We start from the raw sequence: 23,025 nt of genomic DNA, 5'->3' as shown, positions 1-23,025 counted from the left end.
CTACTCTGCCCCTTTCTGATTAAAATTCTCATTAAACGCTTCTAACTGTGCCTGCTCCGGCGACATTCCCTGCTCCTCCAGCCTTGCAGCAAGAGTGGTCATCCTCTTATAGTCATCCGGAATGATCTTCTTGAACTTGGGCAGATAATCCTGAAATCCTGCAAGCACTTCCTGTCCCTTCCGGGAACCGGTGGCTTCCACATGGGCTTCGATCATATGATGCAATTCCTGGATATCAAGCTTTGTCTCCACCTTCTCTATAGATATCATTTCCTTATTCAGATTCTTATACAGATCATTCTTTTCATCCAGCACATAAGCGATACCACCGCTCATTCCTGCTGCAAAGTTCTTGCCTGTTTTCCCAAGCACAACCACACGGCCTCCGGTCATATATTCACAGCCGTGCTCCCCCACACCTTCCACTACGGCACAGGCCCCGGAGTTGCGGACAGCAAAGCGCTCGCCTGCCACACCTCCGATATAGGCTGTTCCGCTGGTTGCTCCATATAGAGCCACATTTCCCGTGATGATATTTTCATCCGCCTTGTAATTTCTCTTCTTTGGCGGATATACTACGATCTTTCCTCCTGAAAGGCCTTTGCCCATGTAGTCATTACAGTCTCCGCACAGAGACAGGGTAAGTCCCCTGGGTATAAATGCCCCGAAGCTCTGTCCCCCGGCGCCGGTACAGGAAACCGAGATCGTATCCTCCGGCAGTCCGTCCTTATGCTGCCTTGTGATCTCCGCACCCAGCATGGTTCCAAATGCCCTGTCTGTGTTGGTCACCAAAACCTCCACACCGGCTTTCCCGCCTTCCTCCACTGCTTTTTTCAGCTTCTTCAGCAGTACCTTTTCATCCTTTGTTTCTTCCAGTCTGAAATCATATACCTGGGCCGGGTCAAATGTAACCTTTGTATTTTTTCCTGCATATGGATTATTCAGAACTGCCTGCAGGTCAATCTGAGAGGCTTTAAGGTTCTCAGCATTTTCCTTCACTTTCAGCAAGTCCGTGCGCCCCACCATCTCGTCCAGTGTACGGATGCCCAGCTTTGCCATGTATTCCCGCAGTTCTTGTGCAATAAACCGCATAAAATTAACCACATACTCCGGTTTTCCCTTAAACCGTTTTCTAAGCTCCGGATTCTGGGTAGCCACTCCCACAGGGCATGTATCCAAGTTGCAGACGCGCATCATAACACATCCCATAGTCACCAGGGGTGCTGTTGCAAATCCAAATTCTTCAGCGCCCAGCAGCGCAGCCACTGCCACGTCACGTCCGCTCATTAATTTTCCGTCCGTCTCGATCATAACACGGCTGCGCAGTCCATTCATGAGAAGCGTCTGGTGCGTCTCAGCCAAACCCAGCTCCCAGGGAAGCCCCGCATTGTGGATGGAACTTTGAGGCGCCGCTCCCGTACCGCCGTCATACCCGGAAATGAGGATAACCTGCGCACCGGCCTTTGCCACACCCGCTGCCACGGTACCCACTCCTGCTTCAGATACCAGTTTCACGGAAATCCTGGCATATTTATTGGCATTTTTCAGGTCATAGATCAGCTCTGCCAAATCCTCAATAGAATAAATATCATGATGAGGCGGCGGTGAGATCAGGCTTACACCAGGCGTTGAATGTCTGGTCTTTGCGATCCACGGATAGACCTTTTTGGCCGGCAGATGCCCTCCTTCCCCGGGTTTTGCGCCCTGGGCCATCTTAATCTGGATCTCTTTCGCGCTGACCAGGTAACGGCTGGTCACACCAAAACGCCCGGAGGCCACCTGCTTGATGGCAGAGCAGCGGTCCACGGCATTTCCCGCACTGTCCAGACGCTCATCGCTTTCTCCGCCCTCACCTGTATTGGATTTGCCGTGCAGTATATTCATAGCAACGGCAAGTGTCTCGTGGGCTTCCCGGGATATGGAACCATAGGACATAGCGCCAGTTTTAAAGCGCTTTACGATCTCATCGACACTCTCTACTTCTTCGATGGGGATACCTTCTTTCGGATATTCAAAATCCATCAGGCTGCGCAGATAACCGCTTTGCTCCCTGTCCACCAGTTCTGTATATTGTTTAAACATGCGGTAGTCCCCTCTTTTTGTGGACTCCTGCAGCATATGGATAGTCCGGGGGTCATAGCGGTGTTTCTCCCCCTCACGCCTCATTTTGTGGATTCCCATACTCTCCAGTTCCAGGCTGCTGGGCAGTCCGAGAGGGTCAAATGCTTTAGAATGCCGCACGTCTACGTCATCTGCTATATCTTCTAAGGAAATGCCGCCCACACGGCTTACCGTTCCCGCAAAGTATTTATTGATCACTTCCTCTGAAACACCGATCGCTTCAAATATCTTGGAACCCTGATAGGACTGTATGGTGGAAATTCCCATTTTTGACGCGATCTTTACGATTCCGTGCAGAATGGCATTGTTGTAGTCATCCACCGCCGCATAGTAATCCTTATCCAGCAGTTTGTTGTGGATCAGTTCTTTTATAGTATCCTGGGCAAGATAAGGATTTACCCCACATGCCCCATATCCCAGAAGCGCTGCAAAATGATGCACCTCCCTGGGTTCTCCGGATTCCAGGATAATGGCAAGAGAAGTTCTTTTCTTTGTCTTCACCAGGTACTGATGCACTGCAGACACTGCCAGAAGCGACGGGATAGGCATATGGTTTTCATCAATCCCCCTGTCACTGAGCACCAGAATATTGGCGCCGTCCTTGTAAGCTTTATCCACTTCCACAAACAGCCTGTCAATAGCTCTGTCCAGACGTGTACTCTTGTAATAAGTTATGGGAACCACAACAGCCTTAAAGCCATCCACATTTATATTTTTGATCTTCAGCATATCTGTGTTGGTCAAAATGGGATTGTTCACTTTCAACACCTGGCAGTTTTCCGGCCGTTCCCTCAGCAGGTTACCGTCTTTCCCTACATACACCGTTGTACTGGTCACAATCTCCTCCCGGATGGCATCAATGGGGGGATTTGTAACCTGCGCAAACAACTGCTTAAAATAATTAAACAGGGGCAGATGCTTTTCAGAAAGCACTGCAAGGGGTGTATCTGTCCCCATTGCCGCAATTCCCTCAGAACCGTTCAGTGCCATACTGTAAATAGAATTTCTGTACTCTTCATAGGTATACCCAAAAGCTTTCTGCATCCTGGTAAGGGCTTCCCCCACATATTCCTCCACGCGGATATTGGGAATCTTCAAGTCATGCAGCTCCACCAGATTACTGTCCAGCCACTCACCGTACGGCTGTTTTCCCGCATAAATTTCCTTTAACTCATCATCGTTGAAAATCTGTCCTTTAACAGTATCCACAAGCAGGATCTTTCCGGGATGCAGACGCTCCTTCAGCACGATCTCCTCCTCCGGCACAGACATAACCCCCACCTCTGAGGACAAGATCACATCTCCGTTTTTTGTAATATAATATCTGGACGGGCGCAGCCCGTTCCGGTCAAGCACAGCCCCCATCACATCGCCGTCGGAAAAAAGAATGGAGGCGGGGCCGTCCCACGGTTCCATCATGGTCGCATAATACTGATAAAAATCCCTTCTCTCCTGGGAAAGTGTACTATTATTTGCCCAAGGTTCAGGAATTGTCACCATGACTGCCAGAGGCAGATCCATGCCGTTCATCACCAGGAATTCCAGCGTATTGTCCAGCATAGCGGAGTCTGAGCCTCTGGTGTCCACCACAGGAAGCACCTTGTGAAGCTGATCCTTCAGATGATCGGAGGCCATCGTCTCCTCCCTTGCCTGCATCTTGTCCGCATTTCCCCGGATCGTGTTGATCTCCCCGTTATGTACAATAAAACGGTTGGGATGTGCGCGCTCCCAGCTTGGGTTTGTATTGGTACTGAAACGGGAATGCACCATGGCTATGGCAGATTCATAATCCCCGTCCTGCAGATCCATAAAAAATGTGCGGAGCTGGTTTACCAAAAACATCCCTTTATACACAATGGTCCGGCTGGACATGGACGCCACATATGTATTGTCATTACTCTGCTCGAATACACGGCGGGCAATATACAGCCTTCTGTCAAAGGAAAGCCCCTTTTCCACGTTCTCAGGTTTTTTAATGAACGCCTGCACAATATTTGGCATACATCTCAACGCCTTATCCCCCAGTACCTCTGAACATACAGGAACCTTACGGAATCCCAGAAATTCCAGGCCTTCCTTCTCCACAATGATTTCAAACATCTTCTTCGCCTGGTTGCATTTCAGTTCGTCCTGCGGAAAAAACAGCATGGCAATACCATATTCACGTTCTCCTCCAATATGGATGTCCGCTTTTTTGCAGGCTTTAGCAAAAAATCTATGCGAGATCTGAAGCAGGATGCCAACACCGTCACCGGTCTTTCCCTCCGCATCCTTACCCGCCCTGTGTTCCAGGTTTTCCACGATTTTCAGAGCATTCTCCACAGTTTTATGGCTCCTGATACCTTTACTGTTTACAACGGCTCCAATACCGCAGTTGTCATGTTCAAACTGCTGTCGGTACAATCCCTCATTTTTTCTCATAGTCAAAAACCTCTCTCTTTCTTATACTTAACAGCCGCGCTTACCAGACCTGCGAACAGAGGATGTGCATGGTTCGGTCTGGATTTTAATTCCGGATGGCCCTGTGTTCCCATAAAAAAAGGATGGCCTGTCAATTCAATCATCTCCACAATTCTGCCGTCAGGTGAAACACCTGCCAGCGTCATCCCTTTCTCCTCAAGCCTTTCTCTGTAGTCATTATTTACCTCATAGCGGTGTCTGTGGCGCTCTGTAATCTCTTCTTTTCCGTATAATGCATAGGATTTACTTCCCTTTTTCAGCCTGCACGGATAGGAACCCAGTCTCAAGGTACCGCCCAAATCTTCCACTCCATTCTGCTCCGGCATCAGGGCAATGACCGGATGCAGCGTATGAGGATCCAGTTCCATGCTGTTGGCATCATGATAGTCCAGCACATTGCGGGCAAACTCAATAATTGCTGCCTGCATTCCAAGGCAGATACCCAAAAAAGGGATTTGGTTTTCCCTGGCATACTTCACTGCCAGGATTTTCCCTTCCGTCCCCCTGGTTCCAAAACCGCCTGGAACCAGAATTCCGTCCAGCCCGCCAAGCAGTTCCCCGCAGCTGCTTTCTGTGATAAACTCAGAATCCACCCAGCGCACCTTCACACTGGCATGGGCGGCAATCCCGCCATGCTTTAATGCCTCCGCCACACTCAAATAGGCATCATGAAGCTGTATATATTTACCTACGACAGCGATCTCAACCTCTGTATTCGGATTCCGCAGATCCGCCACCATGGATTTCCAATCCTCCAGGTCCGGTTCCGGGCACGGCAGGCGGAGACAATCACACACCACCTGAGCCAGATTTTCCTTTTCCATTGCCAAGGGTGCTTCATATAGATATTCCACATCCAGATTTTGAAGTACATGACTCTCCGGTACATTGCAAAACAGTGCAATTTTATCCTTTAATTCCTGAGACAAGGGGTATTCCGACCTGCATACCAGAATATCCGGCTGCAGCCCCATACCCTGAAGTTCTTTCACACTTGCCTGGGTAGGCTTTGTCTTCAATTCACCGGAAGCCTTCAGGTATGGAATCAAAGTCACATGAATTAATACGGCATTCTCATGCCCCACATCATGCTGAAACTGCCGGATCGCCTCCAGAAACGGCTGGCTCTCAATATCGCCTGCAGTCCCTCCCACTTCGATAATGGCGATCCGTTCCTCATCCGGTTCCTTGGCCCGGTAAAAACATGCCTTTATCTCATTGGTAATATGAGGGATCACCTGCACTGTTCCGCCGCCATAATCTCCATGACGCTCTTTGTGCAGAACAGACCAGTATATTTTACCTGTAGTCACATTAGAGTTCCTGTCCAGGCTCTCATCAATAAATCTCTCATAATGCCCCAAATCCAAATCCGTTTCTGTCCCATCATCGGTCACGAACACTTCTCCGTGCTGAATCGGATTCATGGTTCCGGGGTCTACGTTAATATAAGGATCAAACTTCTGCATAGTTACTTTGTACCCTCTGGCTTTCAGAAGACGTCCAAGGGACGCCGCAGTGATTCCTTTTCCCAGTCCCGACACTACGCCGCCTGTAACAAATACATATTTTACTGCCATCACATTTTCCTCCTGCGTTACCTGGCTATGAAAAACTTACAGCATTTTCCACATACCAAAAAGGCGTCGGCAACCCCAATATAAGGTTAGCCGACGCCATTGTCGTTGTTTTACTCTATATGCTTTTGTCCTCTGCACACTTCAAAAGAAGCACTGCAAAAAATTATGGAATTACTATATCTCATTTCCGCGCATTTGTAAATCCCCTAATTTATTTTTTTGTTCAAAGGGCTTTCTAAATTCCAAAACTTGCTCCCTGGCATAGCATACATAAAATTTCCTATATTCCAAACTTGTCAAAAAGTTTCTTCTGATATTCCCAATCTGTTACTGCCCTCCGGATTTCTTTATAAGCCTCCTCCTGGCATGGTTGCTGTAACAATACTTCAATCAATTGGTTTACTCGTACTTCTCCACGTTTTATTCCTTGTTCTATTCCTTGTAATATTCCACGTTCTTCCCTTTCTTCCATCATTTCCTCAATGGCCGTACACATATCCACCTCTCCCTTCTCATTTTCTTTCAGCTCTTTCAAGGCTGGAACATTCAGGAATTTTGACACCAGCCAGCCTTTTTTTGCATCCAGATGCATGAATTCATCCTTTCTGGTCTCCAGAAATTCCTTCATCCCTTCTTTATCTTTCAGCAGCGGGAGCAATTCAAAGACCTCCCGAAGCCCCGTCCTGAAATTACTGCTCTCCACTGTACTTGCGCACACCAGGTTGATCCGGTAATCCTGGATACACTCCATCCACGGTTTCAGTTCCGGCGGGATATCCAGCATATCATGAAGACTCAGCGGTCCATCCCAGCTCTGCTCCTCCCCATAATAAAAAACGATCGTGATTCCCGGCAGCAGCCTGTCTTCCCTCTTCATCCCGGAAAGATATTCCGACCCTTTCTTTAATTTTCCTTCCCCCTTTCTCTCCCTCACAATATGCTCAACCTGCCCCGTATAATCAATGGCATCGTAAAGCATACAGCGGACAGGCATGGCATAATGTACCGTCCTCTGTCCCTCTGCCGCCAGTATAACGGCCAGGCAGCTATCTCCTATCACAGACAGCTTCTGCACATCCCGGATTCTCCGGAGTATCACCCGCCTTCCGCCCTCTCTTCCTGCGCGCACCACCTTTTTCTCATTTTCTTGTTCCAGCATATCCGGCCTGATCACCTGCTTTCCGCCGAACAAGGCGCCGTTAAATAAATCCGCAAAAATCTCGTTATCTGACAGCCCCTCATAGACTTCCTCATCCACTGCTGTCAGTACAATTCCTTTCATAGACCTCCTTCCCGGATAAAAAAGCAAAGATTGAGATATCAGAGCACAGCACACTTAGCAATTGATTTGGCAATTGTATTCTATACCATAAATATAATATAAAAAGCATCTTATATCAACTATTACTTTGCTAGCCATCCCAAAGCTCTGTCATTCCCGCTATTTCATCCGTCCATATTCAATTTTATACTTTCCGGAACTTTCGGCAGATCTGCCGCAGATTAAATGAATTGCTTTCCAGATAAACCGATTATACCCTCCTCCCCCCAACCTGTCAATCCCGCAAAATTCCACAAAAACAAACCACATTCTACCAACCTTTTTCTGCCCGTCTGGGAACACCGAAAAAAAACAAGGCCCCTGCCCCCTCCCGAAACATTTTTCAAAAAACCTATTGACATTTCTCCATTTCCGTGCAATACTACAGTCCATAAAGCAAAGGCGCTTTGGATGACTCCATCCAAGGTGCCTTTTTTGTTTTATTTTTATCAGCCCAATCAAAAACCCCAAATAAATTTTGAAAGGAGTGCTGTGAATATGTCTAAAGATATTCCTACACTATATGGTAGCCTGGTCTTCAGTGACAAAGTGATGCGCAACAAACTCCCGAAGGACGTATATAAAGCCCTTCACAAGACAATCCAAAACGGAACCCACCTGGAACTGGATGTTGCCAATTCCGTAGCTGTAGCCATGAAAGAATGGGCCGTAGAGAACGGAGCCACACATTTCACCCATTGGTTCCAGCCCATGACCGGCTACACCGCAGAGAAACACGACAGCTTCATCTCACCCAACGGCAGCGGTGAGATCATCATGGAATTCTCCGGCAAAGAACTGGTAAAAGGAGAACCTGATGCATCCAGCTTTCCATCCGGCGGTCTGCGTGCCACCTTTGAAGCGAGAGGTTATACGAACTGGGATCCTACATCACCGGCATTTATCAAGGACAATACCCTTTACATACCAACAGCCTTCTGCTCCTTCAGCGGAGAAGCATTGGATAAAAAAACACCGCTCCTTCGTTCTATGGAAACACTGAATAAAGAAGCAGTTAAAATGCTTCATCTTCTGGGCAGCAAAGAGGTTTCAAGCGTGTCCACCACCGTTGGCCCGGAACAGGAATACTTCCTTGTCCCAAAAGAGCTCTACGAAAAAAGACGCGACCTTATCTTCACAGGCAGAACCCTGTTCGGAGCACCTGCCCCCAAAGGCCAGGAAATGGAAGACCACTACTTTGGTGCTCTGAAGCCCAGAATCGCAGCCTATATGCACGACCTGGATGAAGAACTCTGGAAACTGGGTATTCCGGCCAAGACAAAACACAACGAGGTGGCGCCTGCCCAGCACGAGCTGGCCCCCATCTTCGATTCCACCAATGTAGCGGTTGACCACAACCAGCTCACCATGGAAATCATGAAGAAGACAGCGGAAAAACACGGCCTTGTCTGCCTCCTCCACGAAAAACCCTTTGACGGTATTAATGGAAGCGGCAAGCACAACAACTGGTCCATGTGCACCAACACCGGCACCAACCTGCTGGAACCGGGCAAAACACCTGCTGAGAACACACAGTTCCTGGTATTCCTCATGGCGGTTATCAAAGCGGTGGATGACTACGCAGACCTAATGAGAGTATCCGCTGCCAGCGCCGGCAATGACCACCGTCTGGGCGGTAACGAGGCGCCCCCGGCAATTGTTTCCATCTTCATCGGCGACGAGCTGGAAAGCGTGCTGAAATCCATTGAGGAGGACGCCTACTTTGGAAAGGCACATCCGGTACAGCTGGAAACGGGCGCACACGTACTGCCTCACTTTACCAAGGACACAACCGACAGAAACCGTACTTCACCCTTTGCCTTTACCGGCAATAAGTTTGAATTCCGTATGCTGGGTTCCGCTGCATCTGTGGCTAACCCTAACATGGTGCTGAACACTGCTGTTGCGGAAGCATTAGCACAGTTCTATAATGAATTGAAAGACACTGCACCGGAGGAAATGGAACATGCGGTCCATGAATTGATCAAACGCGCTATCAAAAAACATAAAAAAGTCATCTTCAACGGCAACGGATACACAGAAGAATGGGTAAAAGAGGCGGCAGCAAGAGGCCTTTATAATCTGGCCTCCACACCCGAAGCCCTGCCCCGTTTTATTGCAGAGAAGAATCTGGATCTATTTATCAAACACGACGTGTTTACAAAGGAGGAAATCTACTCCCGCTATGAGATCCTTCTGGAAACCTACTCCAAAACAGTTGCCATAGAGTCCAAAACCTTGCAGGAAATGCTTATAAAGGATTTCCTCCCGGCAGTCAACAGCTACGCGGCTTCCGCTGCGAAACAGGCTGCTGACAAAAAAGCCCTGATCCCCGGACTTTCCACTGATTCCGAGGAGGCCCTGGTATGCCGTCTGACTGAAATATCAAATACTATCACCGCCGGTACAGCCGCACTGAAGAGTGCAACCTCCGAAGCGGAATCCGTTACAGATATGCAGAAACAGGCTGAATTATTCCTTACAAAAGTGCTTCCCCTCATGGAAGAACTGAAAACTGCAGCTAACGAAGCAGAGACAAAAATTCCTGATGAACTGCTTCCTTATCCAACCTATGACCAGTTATTGTTCTATATCTGAGGAAGATGACTCCATGGAATCACAGTCTGCTATGAAAATAAAAGAGGCCTGCGGGGTATACGGCATCTTTCATCCCAACGGGGAAGATGCTGCGTCATCCATCTACTATGGACTCTGTTCTTTACAGCACCGGGGTCAGGAATCCTGCGGTATTGCCGTGTGCGATACCAAAGGCCCCAAAGGCAATATGAACGCATACAAAGGAATGGGGCTGGTCGGTGAGGTCTTCAAGGCTGAAATACTTGAGGGGCTTCACGGAAATCTAGGCATCGGCCACGTTCGTTATTCCACTACAGGGGCTACCACCCTTTCAAACGCGCAGCCTCTGGTTCTGAATTATATAAAGGGAACACTTGCTCTGGCCCATAACGGGAACCTGGTGAACACTCAAGACCTTAGGTGTGAGCTGGAACAGACCGGAGCAATATTCCATACAACCACGGATTCGGAAGTGATCGCTTACTGCATCGCCAGGGAGAGAGTAAACACACACAATGTAGAAGAAGCCATTCTGCATACGGCAAAAAAGATACGCGGAGCCTATGGTCTGGTCATTGCCAGCCCGCGCAAACTGATCGGCGTCCGGGACCCTCTTGGCCTGAAACCTCTCTGCCTTGGAAAACGTGGCTCATCTTATATTATTGCTTCCGAGAGCTGCGCCCTCTCAGCAACCGGCGCAGAATTCATCCGTGATATCCGCCCTGGTGAAATCATCACCATAACAGCGGATGGCATCACCTCCAACTGCCAGCTATGCCACAAGACACATGCTCACTGCATTTTTGAGTACATCTATTTCGCGCGGCTGGACAGTACCCTGGACGGCGTCAACATCTACGATGCCCGCATCCGCGCAGGTGCCGCCCTTGCGGCATCCTATCCTGCGGATGCAGATCTTGTGACCGGTGTTCCCGACTCTGGGATCCCGGCAGCAAAAGGCTATTCGGAAGCGTCAGGGATTCCATTTGCGTTAGCCTTTTATAAAAACAGCTATGTGGGAAGAACTTTTATCAAACCGACACAAAAGGAACGTGAATCAAGCGTAAGGCTTAAACTAAACGTTTTAGAATCTGTTGTCCGCGGAAAACGAATCATACTTGTTGACGACTCCATCGTCCGCGGTACAACCATGGCGAACCTCATCCGTATGCTGAAAAATGCCGGAGCTAAAAGCGTTCATGTCCGTGTCAGTTCTCCACCGTTTCTGTATCCTTGTTACTTTGGAACGGATATTCCATCCAACAAACAGTTAATTGCTTCTTCCCACACGGCTGACGAGATCTGTGCCATGATTGGCGCTGACTCCCTGGGCTATATGAGACTGGAGGATCTGCCGTCCATGGCAGATCACCTTCCTCTCTGCAAAGCCTGTTTTGACAGCCAATATCCCATGGATCTCACAGGCTGCACAGAGGATAACAAACAATAGGCTGCACACATTGCAGACTTTCTATTGTCACAACAGTAATTTTTCTTTATGCAAAGGTGCGTATTTTTTGAGTCTCCCATAGCTCTCAAGTACGCGCCCTTTTTGTTTGCAATAAGCATTAAGAAAGTATGAGGAGTTTCAGCTTGAAAAAGGAAGGAGAGATTTTATGAGTGATTTTTCATCTGTTAACACAATCTGGGTGCTTTTAGGCGCCGCAATGGTCTTCTTTATGCAGGCAGGTTTTGCCATGGTGGAGACTGGTTTTACCCGGGCAAAAAATGCCGGCAATATTATTATGAAAAACCTGATGGATTTCTGTATCGGAACACCTGCCTTCTGGCTGGTTGGTTTTGGAGTCATGTTTGGTGCAGGCAACGGCTTCTTTGGTTCCGTGGCTGGTATTGCCTCCGAATCCAATTATGGTGCGGGGATGCTTCCCGACGGTGTCCCGTTCTGGGCTTTTCTGATTTTCCAGACCGTTTTCTGCGCAACTTCTGCAACCATAGTCTCAGGTGCTATGGCAGAAAGAACAAAGTATTCCTCTTACTGTATTTACAGCCTTCTCATCAGCCTTGTGGTATATCCCATATCGGGCCATTGGATCTGGGGCGGCGGCTGGTTAGCTGAAATGGGATTCCATGATTTCGCAGGTTCTTGTGCTGTCCATATGGTAGGCGGCGTCGCTGCCCTTGTAGGTGCCAAGATCCTTGGCCCCCGTATGGGAAAATATTCCAAATGCGGTAAATCAAGAGCTATTCCCGGACACAACCTGACAGTAGGTGCCTTAGGTGTATTTATCCTCTGGTTTGCCTGGTTTGGATTCAACGGCTGTTCCACGGTTTCCATGGAAGGGAATGCCATTGTATCTGCAGCTAAAATATTTGTCACAACCAATCTGGCTGCCGCGGTGGCCACAATCACTGTTATGTGTATCACTTGGATACTGTATAAAAAACCGGATGTTTCCATGTCCCTGAATGGCGCCCTTGCAGGACTTGTAGCCATCACAGCCGGATGTGATACCGTTTCTACAGTATCTGCTGCCATCATAGGTATCCTGGCAGGGTTTGTAGTGGTATTTGGAATTGAGTTTATTGACAAGACCTGCAAGATTGATGACCCAGTAGGTGCAGTGGGAGTACACGGCATGTGCGGCGCACTGGGAACCCTCTGCGTAGGCCTTTTCTCAGACGGTGCAGGTACAGAGGCCAAAGGTCTTTTTACCGGCGGCGGCTTCCAGCAGTTAGGTGTTCAATTTATCGGTTTTATTGCAACCGCCGCCTGGGTCGTGGTAACTATGATCATCATATTCCAGGCGATCAAACATACCGTTGGCCTCCGGGTTTCCCCTGACGAGGAAATAGCCGGACTGGATGTAAGAGAACACGGCCTTGCAAGCAGCTACGCCGATTTTGTCACACAGGATTCCATGAGTACGGTTCCCCATGTAATGGGAACCGCAAAGAACTATACTCCTGCTGCAGAAGGCGCATCCGCCACGCAGGCTCCGGCTGAGGCCTGCAGGAATATACTAAAAGAAGGCACCACGGTCCACAAGCTAACCAAAGTTGTGATTATCACACGGCGCAGCAAGCTGGAAGATTTTATGCACGCCATGAATGAAATCGGCGTTACGGGAATCACCATCACAAATGTACTCGGCTGCGGAATCCAGAAAGGTTCAACCACTTATTACCGAGGTGTTGAAATGGATATGAACCTGCTTCCCAAAGTCAAGATTGAAATTGTGGTCAGCCTTGTTCCCGTACAGAAGGTTATTGACACAGCAAAAGCAATACTTCATACCGGACAGATCGGTGACGGCAAAGTATTTGTATACGACATAGAAAATGTAGTAAAAATCCGTACCGGAGAAGAAGGTTTCCTTGCCCTGCAGGATACTTCCTCCGAAGAATAAACATAAACCACGATATAAAAAAGAGGCCCTGCCGGACGGTATATCCGGCGGGGCCTCCTTATATTACTTATTTTCTGTTATCTCTGGTTCATTTTCTTTCTCTTTGCAGAAATCACAACTGCCAGCACAGCACCAGCGGAGAGAACTGCCAGCATCAGATAACCTGCCATATTCATAGTATCTCCTGTCTTCGGAACTGTCTTAGTGAGAGTCTTAAATGTAACAGAGATCTTGTGGTTGGCATTTACATTTTCAAATGTGTACTTGTTGTTTTTCACTGAAACGGCCTTGCCGTCCACTGTCACCTGGGAGATCTGATATCCCTTGTTTGGAGTAAATGTAAATACTGCATCATTTCCTTCCATTACCTTTACGCTGCCGGAAGGAGAAATCTTACCATTGGAACCTGCGGAAGCTGTAATCGTATATTGTTCCTTTACACTGAACGGTACCGTGATCGTCTTTTTCTCAGCGGTCATAGCTGTCCAGCCTTTTTCTGAATACTCCTGCAGGCTGAAAACAACTTCAAGTTCCATCTTGCCTGCCTTATTCAGTGTAAGTTTTGCAGTGTACGGGGCTTTCTTCCAGGTGCCTTTTGCGGAGCTTCCCCATTTCCAGCTCTCGGGAACCCATCTGGTATCCTGTACTTCCGGTTTCTGATTATCTGTACCTTTTCCATTGGCTGCAATGTTTACAACAGCATTCTTATCATAGACACCATTTACCTCAATACCTGTCACACCGGATCCTTCAAACGCGATTATGGTTTTTGCGGAAGAGCTGCCGCTTACTTTACTTTCCATTGCCTCGTCGGGGTTATACTTAACTCTCGTAACAAAAGAGTATCTTGTATTTGCCTTCAATCCGCTGAAAACTTCACTGTCCTGCCATTTACCCGGATTTCCGTTCTCAAGCATTGCATATTCCTGTCCGTTTACAGCCCTGAGTGTAATGCTGTTCTCTGTCCTTCCAATGCATACCGGGGCTTCAGGAGCTGCTGCCGCTGCCTTTTTGGTTGTAACTTTCAAAACGTCACTGATAGGGCCTTCCATCTGCTCCTTCTCATCAAAATTGACACGTGTGACAAATCTGTATTCCTTGCCTGCTGTCAATCCCTTGAATTCACCTTCGCTGTTCCAGCTGATCTTACCGTTATCCAGATATACACCGTAATCCAGACCTGCTGTTGATGTATCAAGCTTGATCATGGTGTCTGTCTTCTCTGCCAGCTTAGGCGCTGCTTTCGGTTTCTCTGCCGCTGCTTTTAAGGTGTGAATCTCTGTCGGCTGGCTCCAGTCACTGTCCGTATATGAAGGTTGTGCTTTATCATTTCCTTTTACCATGATATAAGCCAGGTAATCCGTATCCGGTGTCAGACCTGAAAATTCTCCGGTATCACTGGTCAATTCTGCTGCCTTCGCATTATTATCCTTTAACACCATCTTATAACTGTAAGTATACGAACCAGCATCGCCATCGGGCTTCAGTACAACACTTGTGTCAGTCACTTTGTCATACAGAGGCGGCTTTGGTGTCTGGGCCTTCTGCGGGGTGTTTTTGTCATTCATCTGATTTTCTGAATCGTTGTTCTTCCCTGCATTGGTTTTAGATTCATCGGTTTTGGATTCATCGCTCTTAGTATCTTCACCCTTCGGTTCATCTTTCTTAGCCTCATCTGTCTTTTGGCTGTTATTATCGTCCGTTACCGCGTCTCCTGCCGTGTTCTTATCGACACCCTGTGTACCTTCGGTCTTATCCGTGGTATCTTCCGTACCTGACGGGGTACTTACCTCTGTGTTCTCTTCCTGTTTCTTGCTGTCATCCGGCTTCTGGGGTTCTTCCGGCACATCTGCCTTATTACCTTCTGCCCCAGCCTCTGTCTGATCTGTCTCCTGAGGTTTTTGCTGCTCTGCGTTCATGCCTTCATCCTGAGGTTTATCTGCCTTTGGGGGCTCCTCAGCTTTGGGACTTTCTGTATTTACTCCTTCCTGTTTTGGAGTCTCCGCCTGCACTGCTGCAACATCTGTTTTTATCTTCAGTATATCGGTATCCTGTACCGTTTCCGCATCTTTCGTCTTCTGGGCAAATACATACTCCGTGTCTGCTTTCAGTCCTGTAAATGATACTGTCTTTGCCGTCTTATCATATTGTTTATCATCCGCCCATTTCCATGTGCTTCCATCTTCCTGAATGCCATACACATATCCGTCTTTTGTCTTCAGGATCACACTGTCCGCTGTTTTCTTGGACAGTTCCGGTTTTACTGCTGTCTCTGTGCTCTTGCCCGCCCCCTCCTCGGCAGCGGAAACAAATACCGTTCCCATGGAAAATACCATTATAAAAGTAAGAAACATAGCCAGCATTCTTTTCACTTTGCGCTTCATAATCTTTCACCTCTTTCATTCTTTATTTGCTTGTGAATAACCATTCCCTTTCTGTACTACTATTATAGCAAATCGTTGTTGCAATGAATAGTCTATTAACAAACATTAAGAAAACTTTGTCGATATTTCCCAAATATGGAGTGTAATAACTGGCAGTTATTTTTATAATGGTAACAGTTCAGGCGGATGTACTGTTACCATTTATCTTCAGAATAAGCCAGAAAAAAAAGAGCTGGTGTCTTGACATTTTCCTTTAGGTAGTATAGAATTATAGGGTCGCAAGAAGATATTATGTTTCTGTAGCTCAGCTGGATAGAGCGACCGCCTCCTAAGCGGTAGGTCGGGTGTTCGAATCACCTCAGGAACGTTGAAAAAGGTGTTGAAAACCCAGGTTTTCAACACCTTTTTCAATTATATCTCATATTTTTAGTCTAATCCCACCCTATTCACTACACGGTCAGCCTCCTTATCATTCCCCTCCAGGCAGCGAAGCACATTTTCAGCAGGAATTTTATAAAGCAGATATTCCGTTGTTGTTGAGTGAAAGCGCTGTGCGGTGTGATGATCACATTTTCCCTGCCCGCCAAAGGACATGTATTCATATCCGGCGTCTCCGAGGAGAGCACATACCATATGGCGGTAATTCCCATATCATACGCCGAACACAATGGATTATACCATGCCATTAAGACGGGAGATCCTGCATTGCTGATGCTATTTTCCTAATTCTCATTCATCAAATAAAACCTTCACTGCCCCCATTCCGCAGTTGATATCAAAGAAGTTCTCCGCGTTGTTGTTCACCTTATAAGTGCCTCCCATGCCTCCCAACCGGTTTTCTCCGACTCTGACATCACCCATACCTACCTTGACTCTGTAGCCATATTCGGAAGGTGCCACAAGGCTGGCTGCAATCTCACCCATGCCGCAGTCCAGTTTGCATCTGCCCCGCATCTGTCCTTCCAGCATCACTTTTCCCATACCGCATTTGATCTTGGCGTCACCACTATAATAATCAGCCAGCACGATCTCACCGGCTCCCAGGTCCAGGCTGCTGGAATCTGTCAGTATTCCTCTGCCCACCAATTTGCCTGCACCCAGTTTTATTTTCACATCCTTGAAATGATATCCTCTGGGTATAATGATGATTATTTTTCGTTCTGAAAAAATATTTGTAAGGTTGCTCAGTAAAAACAGGTCCTTATATCCTCTGTCTTTTATCTTCCAGACCCCGTCCCTTACCTCCTCTCTGCAGTCACCGTTTGGATAACAGGATAGGTCAAGCGCGAACTCATCACCCTCACGGATAATGGCGTCCGCCATGCCGATGTCAATATGCAGGGAATGGATCATCACATTATTCTCCCGGAAAACCTTTCTGATTTCAAGGGTGCCGTTTTTCCAGTTTTCCTCCCATTTCCTTCTGTTGGATGAATCCTGGTGCATTCCGCTCTCCCCAGCTCTGTCTGCTTCCCGATTTACATTCTCCTGTGTTCTTTGGCCCTCTGTATCAGATGGTCCGGCCTGAGTCCCCTGTCCGGTCTGGCTCTGCCAGTCGGCGGACTCCTCTGCTTTTGCCTGGTCCTCTGCCTTAGCCTGAGCCGCCTCTCCAGTCTGTGACTCAGCTTTTACCTGTTCCTCTGTTTTACTCTGAACCTGCGCTCCGCCTGCATCTGCTGCGCCTGCCTGGACGCCCGCTTTACCCAAACCCCCGGCTCCACCTGCATCTGCTGCGCTTGTCTGGCTGGCTGCTTTCACATAACCATTGGCTCCGCCTGTCTCTTCTTCTCCCGTCCTGCTGTCTTCTTCTGGTTCGTTCTGCCATTCAACGCCAACCTGCCATTCCGGTCCAACCCGGTTCTGCGTTTCTTTAGAAGATTCCGTTCTCCCCTCTGCAGCCGTCTGCCCCGGGAACCCCTTTTCCCGGTCTGCTTCCGCATTCTGGTTCGGAGTCACATCACATCCGGTGAGCTGACCGCCTCCCAGCAACATATCTGTACTGACATTAAATATATCTGCCAGGGGAACCAGCATCATAATATCCGGACAGGAGAGACCGCTTTCCCATTTACTCACCGCCTGTGCTGAAATTCCCAGCTTCTCTGCAAGCTGCGCCTGTGTCAGTCCTTTTAACTTTCTTAAAAATGAAATCCTGTCTCCAAATAATTCCGGAAGACGGATATTTGCTGTTTTCATAGTTGTATTCTCATCCATACTTTTCACCCATTCAGCTTTCCTGTTTCAGAAATTTATAAGTAACTTTATGCTATCGTTCACTACCCATCGCTTTCCCACACTGTGATCATAAGTCTCACAATTGTATGAAGATTATCTGATAAAACGGCGCGTCGTCTTTTTTAAGATACTAACAGCATATCCGTAATCTAAGCACATTTACAAGCAACCGTCGGTTGATTTTTAATCTTTTTTCAAAATTCAACCATTAGTTGACCGCCTCTGCCACTCATTATAACAAAGTCTCTGTCTTACGGAAAGAAAAAAGCAATATATATGCAGCCCACATACTTCCATCTGTATAAAGAACCATATGAAATGGCAGGCGGACTTATACAATCCGCCTGCCATAATCTTTTCCTGATGATCTTTCAACCTGCCGTACACAATTCTTCTATAAACTGCTCCGGGGATATACTTCCCCCGCCCAGCTCCTCAGAGCTTTTCATAAACCTCTCGGCTCTGCGCCTGTCCAGATAAAATTCCCAATACTGCATCCTGGTTTCTGCCGTATCCGCAATCTCCCGTATCTGCCAATAAATCTCTTCCTCAGGCTTTTGCGCACGGCCGGTATCCCACACCGGAATCCCTGCCCCCCTCTCGTATAACCTGACGGCAAAATTCTGTAGAATTTCCTCCAAAGCCTGTACGGTCTCCCTGGGATAAGCTGCTGCCTTGTTCACAGCAAAAGCGTCGCTGATCCCTCCAAGAATCTGCCCGGCATTCTGCAGTCCGGGAAACGGCACTGCAGATAACTTTCCATAGAGGGGACTGTTCTCCTGCATAATATTCCCGGCAAGATCACTTTTTGCCAGATACATGGGAATCTTGCTAAGATAAAAATCATTTTCCACATCCTGAGTACTTCTCGGAAACCATGGATCTCCAAAAGCCCCCATATCCCTGAGCTGGCAGAACTTGCCCACACCATCTGCAAAAGCGGCGATCTCCTCCCCGGTCCCCTCCTGCTGCAGCACTCTTGCGCATACGTCATCTCCAGCCGCCCCTATACATATGCTTTCCAGGTAAAGCCTGAAACCTGTATCCGTGTCACCTGAACAGGCAAAGGGCGTGATACCTCTGGAAATAAATTCCCGGCACACCTCCAGCAGGCCATCCCAGTCTGATGGAACCCGGCATCCATATGATTCAAACATTTCCATGTTTATAAACAGGACAGCTATATTTTCTGAAAACCCAAGGCCGTAAATCCCGCCCTCATAAGTCAGACCTCTTACAGCATCCTCATGGAGCCTGCTGTCAATATCCTCTGACAGATACTCATTCATCTTTAGTAGTTTGCCTGAACTGGCTGCCCCCTGGAGATAACGGTCTCCAAAACAAAAATAAATATCCGGAGTATCATTGGATGCAATGGCGGACGGCAGTTTTTCCCTATACAACTCCATCTCTGTTCCTTCTGCCCAAACCTGTACCTCATCATGGGTGCTGTTATACGCTTCCACAGCCTCAAGAAAAGATTTCTTATACGCCTCCCCCTCATTTTCCCATGGATACCACAGCCGCAGATTTATCACGTTCTTCTCCTCACGGCTTCTCTTTTCCTCAAACCTTGGAAAGAACCGTAAGCAGAGTAGTATGATCGCTGCCAATAGAAACAAAAACCCCAATAAAATAATTTTCTGCCGTTTTTCCACCTGCTATCACCCATGCTGTCCTTTAATAAACTCAGATTTTCAGTATCTCCTCAATACATTTTGCTGCGGCTGTTCCCAAGTTCCTGTGTCCCTCCCCGGTCAGATGGATACAGTCTTTTACTGAAACCTCTGCAGTCTTGCCGGCATCCAGCAAACAGACGCCGTCCATATCTTTCAAAGCTGCCTCATAAGCAGCATAAAGAGCCTTGCTTTTCTTCACAGATTCCTCATCATACATACCGTAAAAATCAGATTCCGCAATTTCGTCCCGCACCGGTGCCGGGACGATCACCAATACTTCCGGTCTTTTGCCCACCCAGTAGGTATCCGGATTCCGCACCATTCTCACAAGGTTCGCCATACCTGCTGCGATCTCCTTTACGCTGGGGGTAAAAATGTGCCGGACATCGTTTGTCCCCAGCATAAGGACCACCAGATCCAAAGGCTGATGGCTCTGCAGGCTGCAGCCCAGAAATTTTCTCCCGTTTCTGTCCGGAGATGTTGGGTCGTCAAACATAATAGTGCGCCCGCAGAGTCCCTCCTCGATTATCTTTGCTCTTCCCAGCAGGCATTTCTGCAAAACCCCGGTCCATCTCACATCATCTCCATACCGGAAGTTTTCCCCCTCCGGTTTAGGATTATGCCCCCAGGTATTAGAATCACCATAACACAATATCCGTTTCATATTGCTTAAATTCCTCCCAATCGTAGCTTTTCTTCTGACTTCTGCGGTTCATCCAGTGGTATAACAGTTTTGTCGTACTATAGTGATACTTCACCAGCGGCTGTATATTATACGTTACTCCGTAGTACCTATAGTGCCCTGTCAGTTTGCGGTTTAGTCTCGGCATCAATACTTTCAATGGGCTTGAACGGTTGTACTTCAACCACTCTTTCCCGCCTGGTTTTCTCCGCAATAGAATGTAAATCCTAAGAAATCAAAGGTCTCGGTCTTTCCCTCTCCTCTGCGCTTCCTTCTTTCTTCCGCATATCTTCCGAACTCCAAAAGCCGGCTGTATTGCTCCTTCGTCACCTCATGGATCCCTACTGCTTTCCTGCCATTTAATTCCTTATGGCAGGAGAGCAATAGCTCTTCTTATCCTCCCGTCCCTGAGTACAGTAAATGTATCCTCAGAAAGAGTGTTATTATGTGCAGGCCTTCCCTCCGCCGTCATTACCGGTTTCTTTGGTACTATGCCCGCATCCGGCTGCCTGCGGTGGCCCTCAGACCCCGCCAGAGCCGCGGCACACTCGTGATATCTCGTGCCGCGATGCTGCCTTCCACATGGATAAACTGCGTCGTCCTCTGAGACTTTGTGAAGTTTCGGGGCTCTATAGCATTGCAGCCCTGCTCCCTTGCTGTCTACGCTTAGCCCTGTCTGTTACCAGACAGCACTCAAGACTTGCTAACGGCGGCTCGCTGCGCTTTGCCGTGCGGGTGTTCCACCCCCTAGACTATCCGCCCTTTTCTGGGCGCACCTATCCTTTCACAGCTCCCAATGTCATTCCTTCTATAAATTTATCACTTGCAAAAATAAATGCAAGAAGCAGAGGAATAAAACTTATCATAGATGCTGCCATTATGGTTCCTGTCAGAGTTCCGTTTAAGTCCTTCATGGATGCAATTCCCAGGGGAAGTGTTTTCATCATGGTTTCATTTACTGTGATCAGCGGCCATGTCAGACTTCCCCACTGCTGGGTAAAGTTAAAGATCCCCAGAAGACTTAACTGGGGCACTGTTATGGGAAGTACAATCTTAAAAAAAGTCCCGTAATTGCTGCATCCGTCTATTTTCGCTGCTTCTAAGAGCGAATCCGGAATATCCTTCATAAACTGTGTCATCATATAAACACCAAAAGCACTGGCCACACCGGGAAAGATCAGGGACTTATATGTATTCACCCATCCCAGTTTAGAAACGATCAGAAAAAGAGGGATCAAGGTAGTCACGCTGGGAATGATCTGGGTGGCGACCACTACGTTAAACAAAACCTTAGAGCCCGGAAACCGTCTTTTCGCAAAGGCGTATCCTGCCATGGATGCCACCAGAACCACAAGCACCGTATTACTTCCCGCCACAAAAATACTGTTCATCATCCACCGCAGATACGCCCCTCCCTGCATTTTCAAAACTTCTGTATAATTATCCAGAGAACCGCCGCGGGGCCAGAATTTCGGCGGATAACTGATAATCGCGTTAGTGTCCAGCATGGAAGATACAATGAGCTGCCAGAAAGGAAAGGCAATGATAACTACCAGCAGAAATAACATAAATGCCTTTAGAAAGAAAAAAAAGCTTTTCTTCACCCTATATTTGTTCATACGTTTTCCCCCCTTCTCTTTGTCTGTTCCTTTTCCCTCAGAAGCAGGTTTTCCAGTCCGTATATAAGCAGGATCACAAGAAGGAATACCAGTGAGGCTGCTGCCCCGAATCCGACCCTGTAATATTTAAAGCTGTACTGGTATATTTCATATATTACAGTCTGGGTGGCGCCAAGAGGTCCTCCGTTTGTCAGCATATATACGGATTCAAATATCTGAAACTGCCAGATCGTGTTCATAGTGACACATAAAATAATGGCGTTTCTGATAAGGGGCAGGACCACATAAATTGTCTCCTGGACCACATTTGCCCCGTCAATCCTGGAGGACTCCAGACAGTCCGCCGGAAGGGAACGCATTGCGGACATATAAACAAAGATAAAAAAGGTGCCGCCCTTCCAAAGCTCCAGTATCATAACTGCCATTTTCGCGCTGAATCTGCCGTTGAGCCAACTGATGGGCTTCATGCCCAATACCTGGAAAAGCAGGTTCAGAGGCCCGTTATTCGATAAAATATAGGAGATCAGAACACTGGCAACAACCATAGAAATCAGCATGGGAAGAAAATAGATCACTTCGCACACATGGCTGAACCGTGTTTTTTTCTTGATCAAAAGTGCAAAAAAGATTCCCAGGAACTGACTTACCGGAACTTCAATGAGCATATAGATGAACGTATTCTTAAACGCGTTCTGGAAGTCCGGTGTCTGCAGCACATCCTTAAAGTTCTTCAGCCCCACCCAGTCAAATTGCGCCTGCAGGAAATTTCCGTCATGCAGGCTGAGATAAAAAACGTATCCTATAGGTATCACGGTAAAAACAATAAAGAATACCGCAAACGGCAGCAAAAAGCTATAGGATACCGCATATTCTTTGAGTCTTTTCTTATTCATAAATACACCATCCTCCTAAATGACCAAAGGACTTTTGCAATGCAGATACATCCCCACTGCAAAAGCCCCTTTTTTATCCGGCCTTTCACGGACTGCTTTACAGCCC

13 protein-coding genes and 1 tRNA gene are annotated in these 23,025 nt (G+C 47.7%); 4 read left to right on the top strand and 10 right to left on the bottom strand.

Translation table 11 applies throughout. The annotated features are described in order from the left end of the window. The 3 genes from gltB to A4V09_RS20355 all read right to left on the bottom strand — a co-directional run bounded on the left by gltB (position 1) and on the right by A4V09_RS20355 (position 7,443). A complete protein-coding gene (gene gltB / locus A4V09_RS20365) occupies positions 1-4,542 on the bottom strand; it encodes a glutamate synthase large subunit (RefSeq protein WP_065543929.1) in 4,542 nt (1,513 codons plus the stop codon). A gap of 2 nt (positions 4,543-4,544) precedes the next feature. Then, a complete protein-coding gene (gene pyrG / locus A4V09_RS20360; protein ID WP_065543928.1) occupies positions 4,545-6,161 on the bottom strand; it encodes a CTP synthase in 1,617 nt (538 codons plus the stop codon). Positions 6,162-6,441: 280 nt separating this feature from the next. Continuing rightward, positions 6,442-7,443 carry a hypothetical protein gene (locus A4V09_RS20355; RefSeq protein ID WP_065543927.1) on the bottom strand — a complete coding sequence of 334 codons (1,002 nt, stop codon included), beginning with the start codon at positions 7,441-7,443 and terminating at the stop codon, positions 6,442-6,444. A 537-nt stretch (positions 7,444-7,980) separates the two neighbouring features. Between A4V09_RS20355 and A4V09_RS20345 the strand changes: the two genes are divergently transcribed. From A4V09_RS20345 to A4V09_RS20335, 3 genes are all read left to right on the top strand, one after another. Next, on the top strand, positions 7,981-10,080 hold the full coding sequence (locus A4V09_RS20345) for a glutamine synthetase III family protein (RefSeq protein ID WP_065543925.1): 2,100 nt from the start codon (positions 7,981-7,983) through the stop codon (positions 10,078-10,080). Between the two features lie 13 nt (positions 10,081-10,093). Beyond that, the gene (gene purF / locus A4V09_RS20340; RefSeq protein ID WP_065543924.1) at positions 10,094-11,509 is read left to right on the top strand and encodes an amidophosphoribosyltransferase; all 1,416 of its coding nucleotides are present in this window, start codon (positions 10,094-10,096) and stop codon (positions 11,507-11,509) included. Positions 11,510-11,675: 166 nt separating this feature from the next. Then, positions 11,676-13,427, top strand: a complete 1,752-nt coding sequence (locus tag A4V09_RS20335; protein ID WP_065543923.1) for an ammonium transporter — start codon at positions 11,676-11,678, stop codon at positions 13,425-13,427. A 77-nt stretch (positions 13,428-13,504) separates the two neighbouring features. Here the strand turns inward: A4V09_RS20335 and A4V09_RS20330 are convergent, their stop codons facing one another. Continuing rightward, on the bottom strand, positions 13,505-15,811 hold the full coding sequence (locus tag A4V09_RS20330) for an InlB B-repeat-containing protein (protein WP_065543922.1): 2,307 nt from the start codon (positions 15,809-15,811) through the stop codon (positions 13,505-13,507). Between the two features lie 293 nt (positions 15,812-16,104). On the opposite strand from A4V09_RS20330, the gene A4V09_RS20325 reads away from it, so the two are divergent. After that, positions 16,105-16,178: transfer RNA gene (locus tag A4V09_RS20325), tRNA-Arg, on the top strand. 362 nt (positions 16,179-16,540) lie between these two features. On the opposite strand, the gene A4V09_RS26225 is transcribed toward A4V09_RS20325, so the two are convergent. From A4V09_RS26225 to A4V09_RS20290, 6 genes are all read right to left on the bottom strand, one after another. Then, a complete protein-coding gene (locus A4V09_RS26225; RefSeq protein WP_330396463.1) occupies positions 16,541-18,025 on the bottom strand; it encodes a helix-turn-helix domain-containing protein in 1,485 nt (494 codons plus the stop codon). A 392-nt stretch (positions 18,026-18,417) separates the two neighbouring features. After that, positions 18,418-19,704, bottom strand: a complete 1,287-nt coding sequence (locus A4V09_RS20310) for an ABC transporter substrate-binding protein (RefSeq protein WP_084043698.1) — start codon at positions 19,702-19,704, stop codon at positions 18,418-18,420. Positions 19,705-19,735: 31 nt separating this feature from the next. Then, entirely contained in the window at positions 19,736-20,389 is a 654-nt protein-coding gene (locus A4V09_RS20305) for a GDSL-type esterase/lipase family protein (protein ID WP_065543918.1), read from the bottom strand. Between the two features lie 198 nt (positions 20,390-20,587). After that, on the bottom strand, positions 20,588-20,791 hold the full coding sequence (locus A4V09_RS24675) for a hypothetical protein (protein WP_065543917.1): 204 nt from the start codon (positions 20,789-20,791) through the stop codon (positions 20,588-20,590). A 392-nt stretch (positions 20,792-21,183) separates the two neighbouring features. After that, a complete protein-coding gene (locus A4V09_RS20295; RefSeq protein ID WP_065543916.1) occupies positions 21,184-22,026 on the bottom strand; it encodes a carbohydrate ABC transporter permease in 843 nt (280 codons plus the stop codon). Beyond that, complete coding sequence (locus A4V09_RS20290) at positions 22,023-22,919, bottom strand: carbohydrate ABC transporter permease (protein WP_065543915.1); 897 nt, start codon at positions 22,917-22,919, stop codon at positions 22,023-22,025. The genes A4V09_RS20295 and A4V09_RS20290 overlap by 4 nt, the downstream gene beginning before the upstream one ends. Positions 22,920-23,025 lie beyond the last annotated feature (106 nt).

The organism is Blautia pseudococcoides, from assembly GCF_001689125.2.
In the GTDB taxonomy this organism is placed as follows: Bacteria; Bacillota; Clostridia; order Lachnospirales; family Lachnospiraceae; genus Blautia; species Blautia pseudococcoides.
The sequence above is the reverse complement of the archived record's forward strand: the minus strand, read 5'-3'. Positions and strand labels throughout refer to the sequence as shown.